Consider the following 12,839-nt stretch of genomic DNA (forward strand, 5'->3'; position numbering starts at 1 on the left):
CAACGGCATCGTTGAACGTGCCGCGCGCCCGTGCCGCGCCCGGCGTCCTGAGCAAGTCCTCGATCGTCATCAGCTGCCCAGGTAGCGGACGACGGCCATCACGCGGCGGCTCACGCCGGACGAGCCGGAGAGGCCGAGCTTGTCGAAGATGGCGTTGATGTGCTTCTCCGCGGCGCTCTGCGAGATGTGCAACTGGGTGGAGATGCGGGCGTTCGTGAGGCCTTGGGCCATCAGTTCGAGGACGTCCTTCTCCCTCGCCGTCAGCGTTTCGAGCGGGTCGACGTGGGTGGTCCTGGTCAGCAGCCTGCGCACGACCTCCGGGTCGAACGCCGCGCCGCCCGCCGCGACCCTGTCCAGCGCCTCCAGGAACTCGTCCACCTGCGCCACGCGGTCCTTGAGCAGGTAGCCGACCTTGCCGCCGGTGCTGGTGATCAGCTCGGTGGCGTAGCGGTTCTCGACGTACTGGGACAGCACCAGGACGCTGACCTCCGGCCACCGCTCGCGAATCTCCAGCGCGGCACGCATGCCGTCGTCCTTGTGGTCCGGCGGCATCCGGACGTCGGTGACCACGATGTCCGGCCGGTGTTCCTCGGTCGCCTTGATCAGTTCCGGCGCGGTGCCGACGGCGGCCACGACGTCGTGCCCCTCCTCGGCGAGCAACCGGATCAGGCCCTCGCGCAGCAGTGTCGAGTCCTCGGCCAGGATCACTCGCACGGCAACCTCGCGTAGATCATGGTGGGACCGCCTTCAGGACTGGTCACCTCGAACGTCCCGTCCACCGCCTTGACCCTCCTGGCCAGCCCGGACAGCCCGGTGCCGGTGGGATCCGCGCCTCCGAAGCCGTCGTCCCACACCATCACCGTGATGTCGCCGGGCGCCGGCCAGACGGAGATCTCCACGACCGTCGGATCGGCGTGCTTGGCCGCGTTGTTGACCGCTTCGGACGCCACGAAGTAGATCACCGTCTCCAGTGCCGTGCCGGGCGACGCCTTGAGCTCGTTGCTGATCTCGACGCGCACGCTCGACCGCTCCGCCAGCACCTCGAGCGCCGTGTCCAGCCCCGAGTCGTCGAGCACGGCGGGGTAGACGCGGGTCGCGACCTCGCGCAGTTCGTCGATGGCCTCGCCCGCTGTGAGATGCGCCTGCTGCAACAACTCCTGCAACTGCTCCTCACCCTTGGCCCGCCGCGCCCTGCCGATCAGCATGCCGAGTGCGACGAGCCGCTGCTGAACGCCGTCGTGCAGGTCGCGTTCAATGCGCCGGCGCTCGTCGTCGATCGCCTCGATCACCTCGGCCCGCGTGCTCGTCAGCTCCGCGACCCGTTGCCGCAGCAGCGTCTGCTGACTCGTCCCGAGCATCGCGGTGGCGAGCCAGCGGTCCAGCACCGCCACCCCGACCACCCCGGCCGTGGTCACGAAGATGACCAGCGCACCCGGAATCGCCACCAGCGCGATCAGTTCGAGGGTGACGCGATCCCCGTCCTCGATCAGGCTCCAGTCGCCGTCGAAGAGCCACGCCGTCACCATCGAGATGGCGACGGCGTACCAGAACGCCAGCATCCAGATCACGCCCGCGCCGAGCGCGCCGACCAGCCACCGCACCGCGAGGTAACGACGGCATCCCTTTCGCGTCAGCGGGTTCGTGTGCACGGCCCGGTCGAACCGCGCGATCCGGCCCAACTCGTATTCGGTCTGCCCGACCACTCCCACGTCGACGGCCGCGGCGGCGAGACCCAGCAGCCCCGTCACCGAACCGATCGTGAGCCCGGCGAGCATCCGGAACCAGCCGCGCACCTGCGAACCCGCACTGAGCTGCCCCTCCTGATGCACATTCGCCACCGTACTGGCCTGCCCGATCCCGGGCATTGCGGTTTACCGCAGTATCGCCCTGCGGTTTCCCCCACGATTCCCGACGGACAACCTCATGGTCCCGCGCTTTTCCGATTCCTAACGTGGACCTCGACCGAATCGCCTTTGTGTGAAGGGAAATCCAATGCTGGCTGAATGGGCCGTCTCGCTGATGGAGTCACTGGGAGGCGTGGGCGCGGCCGTGGTCGTGGGCCTCGACAACCTGTTCCCGCCCATCCCGAGCGAACTGGTGCTGCCCCTGGCCGGCTTCTCCGCTAGCAAAGGCGTGTTCAGCCTGCCGGCGGCCCTGTTCTGGACCACGCTCGGCTCGGTGGCGGGAGCCGTCATCGTCTACCTGGCGGGCATGCTCCTGGGCCGCACCAGAACCCGCGCACTGGTGGCCCGAATCCCGCTGGTCCGCGTGTCGGACTTCGACAAAACCGAAGCCTGGTTCACCCGCCACGGCACCAAGGCCGTGTTCTTGGGGCGAATGGTCCCGCTCTTCCGCAGCTTCATCTCGTTGCCCGCAGGCGTGGAACGCATGAACTTCCCGAAGTTCCTCGCACTCACCACACTGGGCAGCCTGATCTGGAACACCATCTTCGTAGGAGCCGGCTACCTGCTGGGCGAGAACTGGCACCGAGTCGAGTCCTACGCGGGAATCTTCCAGAAGCTCGTGATCGCCGCGGTGGCCGTCGCCGTCACGCTCTTCGTAGTCACCCGCCTGCGCCAGCGCTCCTCGGGCGACCCGGAGGCGACGACCGTCTTACCGCGAGTGAAGCGTTAACGCTGCCGCGCAACACAATCCGGCCGCCCGCGTCAGTGCCGGCATTCTCGGCTTTGTGCGATCGCTGCGCGCCGCGTCGTCAGTTCGATCATGGTGTCAGGCGTCAGCGGTGGCGTTGTCCCGCACCATGATTCGGCTGGGTGGCGTGAGCGCCTGCGGATTCTCGACCGGCATCTCGGCCCGTGCGGTCGAGACGTGCCGCGGCCTGAGTCCGGAGCGGTGCCGTGCGTCAGGCGATGACGTTGCCGCGCAACACGATCAGGCTGGGACGCGTCAGCACGGACGGATCCTCGACCGGGTCCGCGTCGTAGGCCACCACGTCGGCGAACCCGCCGTCCTCCAGCCCAGGCAGCCCCAGCCACTCCCGCGCGGTCCACGACCCGGCCCCGATGGCGGCCTCCACCGGCATCCCGGCCTTGATCAGCCACGAGATCTCACCCGCCACCTCGCCGCAGGGCTTGTTGTCGGTTCCCGCCAGCACGGTCACCCCGGCTTCGTGCGCCTCCCGCACGGTGGGAAACGCGTGCTCCCACCCGCTGAGCAGCCACTCCCGCAACCGCGGGTCCGGAACATCGTGCAAGCCCGACGCCGCCTTGGCGAAAGCCGAGAAGGTCGGCACCAGCGCAGTTCCCTGAGCCGCCATCCGAGGAAGAAGTGAATGATCGAGGTGCATCCCGTGTTCGAGACTGTCCGCTCCGGCCAACACAGCGTTGCGGCACCCCTCGGCTGTCTGGCAGTGCACGGCGACGCGTCCGCCGATGGCGTGCACGGCCGAGACCACAGCGGTCAGAAGGTCCAGCGGCACAGGAGGATCGTCCGGCATCCAGTCGCCGATCACCTTGCACCACCCCACCGCGGCCTCTTCGACCGCGGCGGCGACCAGCTCCTCCTCGGATACCCGCCTGCCGTAGGACGGGAAGAACCGTCCGGGCGTGGCGAGCCAGGCGCCGCCGCGCACCAGGCGAGGCAGATCGGGATCGTCCGGCCGGTCCGGCAGCGGATCTGGCGAGCCGGGCGACCGCACGGTCAGCACCCCGGCCGCGCGGTGCGCGAGCATGTGCCGGCGGAACATCGAGTGCGAGTAGTCGTCGCCGGGCTTCTCCATGCCGGCGTGCGAGTGCACGTCGGTCAGCCCCGGCAGCAACCACAGAGAGTCCGCAGTGGACGAAGGTGTGGTGCGCAGCCGGTCTCCGTCCACGACGAACGAGACCTGAGCGCGCGAAGGCAGAGCAGTCCCCGAGATCGTGACCCCCATGAAGACGAAGGTACCCCAGGCCGGGGGAGTGGCCTGGGGTACCTGGGAGGGGCTGGATCAGACGTCGTAGCGGTCCGCGTTCATGACCTTGTTCCACGCGACGACGAAGTCCTGGACGAACTTCGAGGAGGCGTCGTCACTCGCGTAGACCTCGGCGACGGCGCGCAGTTCGGAGTTCGAGCCGAACACCAGGTCGTTGCGGGTGCCGGTCCAGCGGACGGCTCCGGTGGCGCGGTCGCGGCCCTCGAAGTTCTCCTCGTCGTCGCTGACCGACTTCCACTCCGTCTCCATGTCGAGCAGGTTGACGAAGAAGTCGTTGGTCAGCGTCTCCGGCTTGGCCGTGAGCACGCCCGCGGTCGAACCGCCGTGGTTGGCGCCCAGCACGCGCAGGCCGCCGACCAGCACGGTCAGCTCCGGGGCGGAGAGGCCGAGCAGGTTGGCCCTGTCGATCAGCAGGTATTCCGACGGCAGCGGGGTGGCCTTGCCGCCGTAGTTGCGGAAACCGTCGACGGTCGGCTCCAGGACCGCGAACGACTCGGCGTCGGTCTGCTCCTGGGTGGCGTCGACGCGGCCCGCGAGGAACGGCACCTCGACCTCGTGGCCGGCGGCCTTGGCGGCCTGCTCGATCGCCGCGGCACCGCCGAGGACGATCAGGTCGGCCAGCGAGACCTTCTTGCCGCCGGTCGCGGAGCTGTTGAACGCCTCCTGCACGCCTTCCAGCGTGCGCAGCACCTGCGCGAGCTGGTCGGGCTCGTTGACCTCCCAGCCGCGCTGCGGTTCGAGGCGGATGCGGGCGCCGTTGGCGCCGCCGCGCTTGTCGCTCTGGCGGAACGACGAGGCCGAGGCCCACGCGGTCTTGACCAGCTGCGAGATCGTGAGACCGGTCTCGAGGACCTTGGCCTTGAGCGAGGCCACGTCAGCGGCGTCGATCAGCTCGTAGTCGCGGGCCGGCAGACGGTCCTGCCAGATCAGCTCCTCCTGCGGCACCTGCGGGCCGAGGTAGCGCTGGATCGGGCCCATGTCGCGGTGGGTCAGCTTGAACCACGCGCGGGAGAACGCCTCGGCGAACGCCTCGTGGCTCTCCGCGAACCTGCGCGAGATCGGCTCGTAGATCGGGTCGAAGCGCAGCGCGAGGTCCGTCGTGAGCATCTGCGGCGTGCGGTTGAGCGTGCCGTCCTCGGGGTCGGGCACCGTGTTGGCGCCCGCGCCGTCCTTCGGCTTCCACTGGTGCGCGCCCGCGGGGGACTTGGTGAGCTCCCACTCGAACGCGAAGAGGTTCTTGAAGAACAGGTTCGTCCACTTGGTGGGCTGCTGCGTCCAGGTCACCTCCAGGCCGGAGGTGATGGCGTCACGGCCCTTGCCGGTGCCGTGCGTGCTGATCCAGCCGAAGCCCTGCGCGTCCATCAGCGAGCCCTCGGGCTCCGCGCCGACCAGCGACGGGTCGCCCGCGCCGTGCGCCTTGCCGAAGGTGTGGCCGCCCGCGATGAGCGCGACGGTCTCCTCGTCGTTCATGCCCATGCGGCCGAACGTCTCGCGGATGTCGCGGGCCGAGGCCAGCGGGTCCGGGTTGCCGTTGGGGCCCTCGGGGTTGACGTAGATCAGGCCCATCTGGACGGCCGCGAGCGGAGACTCCAGCTCGCGCTCACCGCTGTAGCGGGTGTCGCCACCGAGCCACTCGGTCTCCGGGCCCCAGTAGACGTCCTCGTCCGGCTCCCACACGTCCGCGCGGCCACCGGCGAAGCCGAAGGTCTCGAAGCCCATGGTCTCCAGCGCGCGGTTGCCCGTGAAGACCATGAGGTCGGCCCAGGAGACCCTGCGGCCCCACTTCTTCTTGACCGGCCACAGCAGACGGCGGGCCTTGTCCAGGTTGCCGTTGTCCGGCCAGCTGTTGAGCGGAGCGAAGCGCTGCATGCCCGCACCGGCGCCACCGCGGCCGTCGTGGGTGCGGTAGGTGCCCGCGCTGTGCCACGCCATGCGGATCATGAACGGGCCGTAGTGCCCGAAGTCCGCGGGCCACCAGTCCTTCGACTCGGTCAGCACGGCGTCGACGTCGCGCGCCAGCTCGTCGAGGTCGACGGTCAGGAACTCCTTGCCGTAGTCGAACTCACCGCCGAACGGGTTGGCCTGGACGGGGTGCTTGCGCAGGATTCGCAGGTTGAGCTGCTTGGGCCACCAGTCGCGGTTGCCGCCGCCCTCGGTGGGATGGCTCCGCCGGCCGTGCGCGACAGGGCAGCCGCCGGCCTCCTCCTCGTTCAGGTCGCTCAGCTTGGCGTCAGTGCTGTCGGACACGGGAATCCTTCCGGGTGTTCAGGAACTTTTCGCGGCGGTCGTGCACTCGGGGCAGGAGCCCCAGTAGATGACCTCGGCCTCGTCGATGACGAACCCGTGGTCGTCGGATGCGTCCATGCATGGCGCGTGGCCGACCGCGCAGTCGACGTCGGCGATGGCGCCACAGGATCTGCACACGACGTGGTGGTGGTTGTCCCCGACGCGCGCCTCGTAGCGGGCGACCGAACCCTGGGGCTCGATCTTGCGCAACAGGCCGGCGCCGGTCAGTGCGCGGAGCACGTCGTACACGGCCTGATGGGAGACCGCGCCGAGGTTCTGACGCACGACACCGATGATCGAGTCCGTGTCGGCGTGCGGGTGGGAGTGCACTGCGGACAGCACGGCTATCCGCGGAGCCGTCACCCGGAGCGACGCTCCACGCAACAGGCGCTCGAAATCGGAAGCCGTGGGCACGAACGCCACCCTGCCGTCTTTTCTGGAATGAGTCAAGTTAATGAACGATGCAGTTCACCCGAACGCGGTCACCGCCGCACGGCCACCACGGCGTCGGCCAGCCGCCGCACGCCCTCGGCGAGCACGTGCTCAGGTGCGCCGCCGTAGGTCAAACGAAGAAAACTGCCCGGCGGTTCAGCGGCGAACCACGGCCGGCCCGGGAACACCACGACATCGCGCGCCGCGGCGGCCGTCGTCAGCTCCAGGTCGTCCACGCCGTCGGGCAACGTCGCCCACAGGTGCAGGCCACCGGACGACTTGGCGAGCTCGAACTCCGGCAGGTGTTCGCCGATCGCGTGCGTCAGAGCGTCACGCCTGGACCTCAAGGACTGCTGGAGTGTGCGCAGGTGCCGCCGCCAGACCGGGGACGTCACGAAGTCGATCGCCGCCTCCTGCAACGGTCCCGCGACGTACAGGTCCTGCCGGGAGCGGGTGTTCTTCAGCCGCGTGCCCGCCGGGCCGCGGGCGCCGATCGCGGCGACGCGCAGTCCGGGCGCGGCGACCTTGGTGAGCGAGCGGACGTAGACGACGTGGCCGTCGGTGTCCTGCGAGACCAGTGTCGGCGGCGCGGTGCCGTCGATGGTGAAACCGCGCGCCCAGTCGTCCTCGACGAGGAACGCGCCCATGCGGCGGACGATCCGCATGACCTCGGCACGGCGTTCGTCGGACAGCACGGCGCCGTGCGGGTTCGCGTGCAACGGCTGGCAGTAGAAGACCTTCGCGCCGGTGCGTTCGAACGCGGCCTGGAGCAGGTCCGGCCGCACACCGTCCTGATCCGCCGGCACCGGCACGACCTTGAGTCCGGCGTCGCGCGCCGCCGCGATCGCACCGAGATAGGTGGGCGACTCGACCAGCACGGCGTCGCCACGGTCACCGAGCCCGCGGAACACCGTCGCGAGCGCCTCCTGGGCGCCCGCGCACACCGTGATGTCGCCGGCCCTGAGCTCGCCGCCGGCCTCCTTCGCGAACCACGCGCGCAGTTCTTCCCTGCCCTCGACGGGAACACGCCCCCACGAGGCCGGCCGCCGTGCCGCGCGACTCAGCGCGGCACCGAGCGCGTCCGTGGGCTGCAGCTCAGGATCGAGATAGCCACTGGTCAGCGGGATGGCCTCGGGTTTCGGCACCGCGACGAGGTTCGCCACCAGGTCCTCACCCGGCCTGCCCTCGCCGAGCGCCACGGCCTGCCACGACAGGTCGCGGCTGGTCGCGGTCGTGCGGGCGGCGACGTAACTGCCGCGGCCGGGCCGCACCTCGACCAGTCCCTCGGCGGCGACGCGCTGGATCGCCTGCTGGACCGTCGCGGGCGAGGCCCGGTGCCGCGCCATGAGATCGCGCACCGAGGGCATGCGGTCGCCGGCCCGGCCGGACCGTGCGACTGCTCTCAGGTCCTCGATAACGCGGACGGCTGCGTTATCCTCATTCATGAGAGCCAAGAGTAACGTTATCCTGCCAGCGGGGGTAACACTGGGAGCGCTCGGCGTCCTGGGTTTCAGCTACTCCCTGCCCGCGACCCGCCTGGCAGTGGCCGGACTGGACCCGTGGTTCGTCGCGTTCGGCCGCGCCCTCGTCGCAGGAGTCCTGGCGATCGCCTACCTGGCGTTATCGCGAGCTCCGCGTCCGACGGCAACGCAGATCCGCCGCCTGGTCGTCGTCGCCGTGGGCATCGTGATCGGCTTTCCGCTCCTCACCTCGCTGGCCCTCACCACCCAGACCTCAGCTCACGGCGCCGTCGTGATCGCCGTGCTGCCCATGTCCACGGCGATCTGGGCCGTCCTGCGCGCCTCCGAACGCCCGCCGATCGCGTTCTGGCTCGCCAGCGGCGCCGGCCTGCTCGCGGTGCTGGCGTTCGTGGCCACCGGAGGCGGCCTTTCCGGTTCGCTGAGTCTGGCCGACGTCTACCTGCTCGTCGCCGTTGTGCTGTGCGGCCTGGGTTACGCAGAGGGAGGCGCGCTCTCCCGAGAACTGGGCGGCGCCAGGACGGTCTGCTGGGCGTTGGTCGTCTCGCTGCCCGTAACGATCCCGGTTTCCCTGTACACAGCGGACTTCTCGCGCGCCGACGGCGTCGTGTGGCTCAGTTTCGCTTACGTGTCACTGATCTCGATGTTCCTGGGCTTCTTCGCCTGGTACGCGGGCCTGGCCGCGGGCGGTGTGGCCAAGATCGGCCAGATCCAGCTGGCCCAACCGGTTCTGACGCTCATGTGGTCCGCGCTGGTCCTCAGCGAACCGGTCGGCTGGCAGGCCCTCGCCACTGCGGCCGTCGTGCTCGTCTGCGTCGTGCTGACCCAGCGCAGCCGCGTGCCCAGCGGCCCGAAACTGTCAGACCCTCCTGCCATCCTCGACCCATGCCGATCGAAGTCGCGAGCAAGCGACGCAAGCTGAAGCGCCCGGACGCGGTGGTCATCGACGTGACGTCCCGCGGTCCTGAGCCGTGGGTGCGCTTCAGCCCGTTCTACCCGCACGGCCAGATCCCGGTGCCGTTGTCTCCTGGCGTGACGAGCGAGTCCGTCGAAGGTCTTTGGCAGGCGTTGAAAGTCTTCGAGAGCACTGACGTCGATCCGTCGAAGCTCGCGGTGACGTCGATGAAGGGTCTGAAGCGCACGGTCCGCCGCTTCGGTCAGGTCCGGGGCCACCGCGCGGGCCTGACTGGCGAGCGCCTGCTCGACTACCGCACGGCCCGGCAGGAGATCTACTTACCGGCCTACCGCTGGGTCCTGGAGCACCGGCTGCAGGCGGAAGTCGCGCGGCTGCACGAGGTGGCCGAGTCCTCCGACGTCGTGCTGCTCGACTACACGACCAACGGCGACGTCGAGGACCTCAGCACGCCGCTGTCGCACGCCGCCCTGATCGCCGAGCACCTGAGGAGGCTCACCGCTCACGCGTCCTGAAAGCCGGATTTATACTTTCCGCTCTTCGGCTTTGGGGGTCGGCAGTGGCGACAACGAGCAAGCAGCTCTTCAAGATCCTGGACGGGCTCGCCGAGGTGCAGCGGTCGTCCGGGCAGCAGTACGACTCGTTCCGCGTGCGGGGCAAGTTGTTCGGCTACTACTGGCCGCGCACGCAGACGGTGGGGCTGAAGCAGACGTTGTCCGAGCAGCTGGCGCTGGTGGCGGAACGGCCGGAGGTGTTCGAGGTGCAGTTCACGGCCGGCGGTTTCGGCTGGGTCGTGGTGTACCTCGAAGGCATCGAGGCGGACGAGATGAAGGAACTGGTCTTCGAGGCGTGGCGGTTGTCGGCGCCGGAGGAGCTCGTCGCCCAGGTGCCGGATCTCGCGCTGTGACCAGGGTTGAATTCGAGCTGCCCGCTGACGATCTCGGCCGTGCGACGGCCTTCTAGCGCGACGTGTTCGGGTGGTCGGCGCAGCAGTTGCCGTTCGACCACGTGCTCGTCGACACCGAGGGGGAGCCCGTCGCCGTCGGCGATGCCGACGGCGGGATCTCACCGCGGACCGAGTTCGTGCAGGGTCCAGTGCTGATCATCGACGTGCCGAGCGTCGACGAGGTGGCGCGGAAGGTCGGGCAGCGTGCTGTGCCTGTGGGAGTCGATTCAGGACTGACGGCGCAGAGCCAGCGACGAGCCGTCCGCGAACATCAGCCTGACGACCGGCCGCGCGGGCAGACTTGCTCCCACGCAAGGGGTTTCCAACGACCGCACGGCGCCGCCGGGGATCTCGGCGAACGTCGTGAACACACTGGAAGGCTTGGCTTCGAACAGACGCGTCGGGTAGACGACGGCCACGCGCTGGTCGCTCACCGCCAGCCGGGCGTTGCCACGGCTGAAGGCGAAGTGGTCCGCCAGCGACACGGCAAGGCAGGAGGCGGCCGGCGCGTCGACCCAGTAGCCGAGCGTCGGATCGTCGGTCCAGTCCTGCGGTGACGGGGGAGCGGGCAACGGCCACCGCTGCTTGTCCAGCTCCAGCGCGGGCATCGGACTCGACGCGACGAGAGGCAGCCGCACCTCTCCGCCGACGACGCCGCCCACGTAGCCGACGATCGGCGGCAGGCCAAGCACCAGGCGTTCGCCGCGGCGCAGCCAGAACTTCGTCAGCTCCGAGACGACCACCTCGTCGTCCGCGACAGCAGGGTTCTCCAGCAGGAACTCGAAGCCCGAGCCGTCTACGAATGTCACGCGGTCATGCGAGACAGAGGCGATCTGTGCGCGCGAGAACTCGCACACGATCCGGTAGTCCGGCACCGTGACGGGCTCGCCCTCCACGTGCTCGCCGTACTTCCTGCGGTTGTCGGCGAGGATCTTGCCGACCTCGCGGCCGAACCCGATCGCCTTGCCCAGGAACGACTTCTCCTCGACAGGCTCAGCGGCCACGTACCGCTCGGCGATCACCAGCCGAGTGGACGTCAACGCCCACAACCGATCCACGCGCCTGCCGGGCTCGAACCGCGCCATCGCCGAAGCGGCCAGCGAAGCAGAAGAAGGCCCGAACACCAGGTGATCGGCGGCCGGAGCCTTGTCGTCGCCCGAGTCGCCACCGCCGCCCAGCACCGTCAGCGCGAAGTCGCCCACCCCGCGCCCCACGGCGGAAGCACCGCGGGCGAACAGCGACCGGCCCGGCGCGCCGAGCTGGTCGAGGCCGTCGACGGCGTAGTAGAAGGTCCGCCGGTACATCGCCCACACCAGCGCCTCGCCTGCCCGGCAGACCTGCTGCCGGGCGACGTGGCCGGGGCCCAGGGGCTCCGCGAAGATCACTCGTACTCGAATCCTCGGTTCATGGCGTCAGCGCGGTCCTCGTCGGAAGACGTGTCCTGACTGGAGTTGTAGCCGTACTTGATGCCCTGCTCGACGGCGAGACCGGGAGCATTCTCCATGATCCCGTTGGTGATGGCGGTCGGCACGTGGGTCGTGCCGCTCAGGCCCGCCGTGCGCAGGCCCGCCTCGGTGAGGTTCGTCGTCAGCGAGTCCGCACCGGGGCCGTCGACGCCGAACCGGCCGGCGAAGCGGTTGCCGGTCTTGGACGCCATCGTCGCCGGGTCGGCCTTGGTGACGATCTTGGCCAGCGGATTGGCGTCGATCTTGCGCATGACCCACTTCTCGGCCATGTTGCCGTCGCGCAGGCCCTCCGCCTTCTCGACGAGCTTGCGGAGCGGTCCCTTGCGCAGCGCCTGCAGCAGGTCCTCCAGCTTGTCGATCAACGGCTTGAGCTTGCCGAGCAGCTGCTTCACCTTGAGGCCCAGGCGCGCCATCGTGCCGCCGACCTGGGCGGTGGTGGCGACGCCCGCCGCGGCCATCGAGGCACCGGCGGTGATCCACGAGGCGGCCAGCGCGGCCAGCCACTCGATGATCAGGCCCATGACCAGCTCTTGCAGGATGTCGATGCAGATCTCGACGAACGCGTCGAACAGGTCGGCGGCGAGCTCCAGCATCTGCTGCAGGCCGCGGATCTCGTTCGAGAACGCCTCTGCGCCCGCGCCGAACTCGTCCATCTGCTTGCGGAACTTGTCGCCCGCCTGCCCGGTCCACGGCTCCGACGTCGCGGCGGCACGGGTCTTCTCGTGCTCGCCGGTCTGCTTCACCCAGTCCGCGACCTTGCCCCAGCCGGTGCCGGTGCTGCGCATCTGCTCGGGGTCGCCGATCGCGGGTTCGAGCACGAGCTCGACGATCGGGCTGATCACGATGCCGATCAGGAACCCGAGGCCGTTGTCGATGAAGGACTGGCCGGGGCTCATCACGAACTGCAGCTGCTCCATGCGCGCGTTGACCGCCGCGATGGCCACGTCCGGCGGGCTGCCGGCGCGGGAGATGTCGCCGCTCGTGCTCATCCACGAGCTGCCGTAGCCCGCGTTCTGCCCGAAATCGCTCTTGCGGTTGCCGTTGCCCGCGCTGTTCAGGTCCGCCAGCGAACCAGGGCCGCCACTGCTGAACTGCTGCAGCCCCTGGTGGATCGCGTCCTCGACGTCGCGGTACGTCTGCGCCGTCTGGTCGGTGCGCTCGGCCACGCCCTCCAGGAAACCCTTGGCCTTGGTGGCCATCTCCTGGCATTCCCGCAGACCCTCGAAGTACTTGAACGCCATGAGCTCACCGAGCGGACCGAAACAGTCGTCGCTCACGCGTGCCTGGTCGAGCAGGGTCGCCAGCTGTCCGAAGTGGCCTGCGGCCTCTCGCGAACCCTGGCCGTGCGCCGTCAGCGCACCGCCCTGCACCTGGAATCCCGTCATGC

13 protein-coding genes are annotated in these 12,839 nt (G+C 69.3%); 4 read left to right on the forward strand and 9 right to left on the reverse strand.

Annotated features, from left to right (window positions below):
• Positions 1–69: 69 nt before the first annotated feature.
• Both ACIRG5_RS26835 and ACIRG5_RS26840 read right to left on the reverse strand, forming a co-directional pair.
• Positions 70–714, reverse strand: a complete 645-nt coding sequence (locus ACIRG5_RS26835; protein WP_402909230.1) for a response regulator — start codon at positions 712–714, stop codon at positions 70–72.
• The gene (locus tag ACIRG5_RS26840; RefSeq protein WP_402909233.1) at positions 705–1,829 is read right to left on the reverse strand and encodes a sensor histidine kinase; all 1,125 of its coding nucleotides are present in this window, start codon (positions 1,827–1,829) and stop codon (positions 705–707) included. Before ACIRG5_RS26840 ends, ACIRG5_RS26835 begins: the two co-directional genes overlap by 10 nt.
• Positions 1,830–1,992: 163 nt before the next feature.
• On the opposite strand from ACIRG5_RS26840, the gene ACIRG5_RS26845 reads away from it, so the two are divergent.
• Positions 1,993–2,634, forward strand: coding sequence for a DedA family protein (locus ACIRG5_RS26845; RefSeq protein WP_402909235.1), 642 nt, complete (start codon positions 1,993–1,995; stop codon positions 2,632–2,634).
• 229 nt (positions 2,635–2,863) lie between these two features.
• On the opposite strand, the gene ACIRG5_RS26850 is transcribed toward ACIRG5_RS26845, so the two are convergent.
• The 4 genes from ACIRG5_RS26850 to ACIRG5_RS26865 form a co-directional block, all read right to left on the reverse strand.
• Entirely contained in the window at positions 2,864–3,889 is a 1,026-nt protein-coding gene (locus ACIRG5_RS26850; RefSeq protein ID WP_402909238.1) for an amidohydrolase family protein, read from the reverse strand.
• 57 nt (positions 3,890–3,946) lie between these two features.
• Entirely contained in the window at positions 3,947–6,178 is a 2,232-nt protein-coding gene (gene katG, locus ACIRG5_RS26855) for a catalase/peroxidase HPI (protein ID WP_402909241.1), read from the reverse strand.
• Between the two features lie 18 nt (positions 6,179–6,196).
• Positions 6,197–6,631, reverse strand: coding sequence for a Fur family transcriptional regulator (locus tag ACIRG5_RS26860; RefSeq protein WP_402909244.1), 435 nt, complete (start codon positions 6,629–6,631; stop codon positions 6,197–6,199).
• Positions 6,632–6,699: 68 nt separating this feature from the next.
• Positions 6,700–8,094 (reverse strand): PLP-dependent aminotransferase family protein, encoded by a 1,395-nt coding sequence (locus tag ACIRG5_RS26865; RefSeq protein ID WP_402909246.1) that lies wholly within the window; start codon positions 8,092–8,094, stop codon positions 6,700–6,702.
• Between ACIRG5_RS26865 and ACIRG5_RS26870 the strand changes: the two genes are divergently transcribed.
• Genes ACIRG5_RS26870 through ACIRG5_RS26880 form a run of 3 tightly spaced genes read left to right on the forward strand, consistent with a single transcriptional unit; the run spans position 8,093 to position 9,947 of the window.
• Positions 8,093–9,049 carry a DMT family transporter gene (locus ACIRG5_RS26870; RefSeq protein ID WP_402909249.1) on the forward strand — a complete coding sequence of 319 codons (957 nt, stop codon included), beginning with the start codon at positions 8,093–8,095 and terminating at the stop codon, positions 9,047–9,049. The two genes, ACIRG5_RS26865 and ACIRG5_RS26870, sit on opposite strands and share 2 nt — an antisense overlap.
• The gene (locus ACIRG5_RS26875; protein ID WP_402909251.1) at positions 9,013–9,555 is read left to right on the forward strand and encodes a DUF6939 family protein; all 543 of its coding nucleotides are present in this window, start codon (positions 9,013–9,015) and stop codon (positions 9,553–9,555) included. Before ACIRG5_RS26870 ends, ACIRG5_RS26875 begins: the two co-directional genes overlap by 37 nt.
• A gap of 44 nt (positions 9,556–9,599) precedes the next feature.
• Positions 9,600–9,947 (forward strand): MmcQ/YjbR family DNA-binding protein, encoded by a 348-nt coding sequence (locus ACIRG5_RS26880; RefSeq protein ID WP_402909254.1) that lies wholly within the window; start codon positions 9,600–9,602, stop codon positions 9,945–9,947.
• A 52-nt stretch (positions 9,948–9,999) separates the two neighbouring features.
• Here ACIRG5_RS26880 and ACIRG5_RS26885 read toward each other — a convergent pair whose 3' ends face one another.
• From ACIRG5_RS26885 to ACIRG5_RS26895, 3 genes are all read right to left on the reverse strand, one after another.
• The gene (locus ACIRG5_RS26885; protein ID WP_402909257.1) at positions 10,000–10,146 is read right to left on the reverse strand and encodes a hypothetical protein; all 147 of its coding nucleotides are present in this window, start codon (positions 10,144–10,146) and stop codon (positions 10,000–10,002) included.
• Positions 10,147–10,213: 67 nt separating this feature from the next.
• Positions 10,214–11,371, reverse strand: coding sequence for a hypothetical protein (locus tag ACIRG5_RS26890; RefSeq protein ID WP_402909260.1), 1,158 nt, complete (start codon positions 11,369–11,371; stop codon positions 10,214–10,216).
• On the reverse strand, positions 11,368–12,837 hold the full coding sequence (locus ACIRG5_RS26895; RefSeq protein WP_402909262.1) for a WXG100 family type VII secretion target: 1,470 nt from the start codon (positions 12,835–12,837) through the stop codon (positions 11,368–11,370). Before ACIRG5_RS26895 ends, ACIRG5_RS26890 begins: the two co-directional genes overlap by 4 nt.
• Positions 12,838–12,839: the final 2 nt, after the last annotated feature.

This window comes from Lentzea sp. NPDC102401 (assembly GCF_044765805.1).
Taxonomy (GTDB): domain Bacteria; phylum Actinomycetota; class Actinomycetes; order Mycobacteriales; family Pseudonocardiaceae; genus Lentzea; species Lentzea sokolovensis.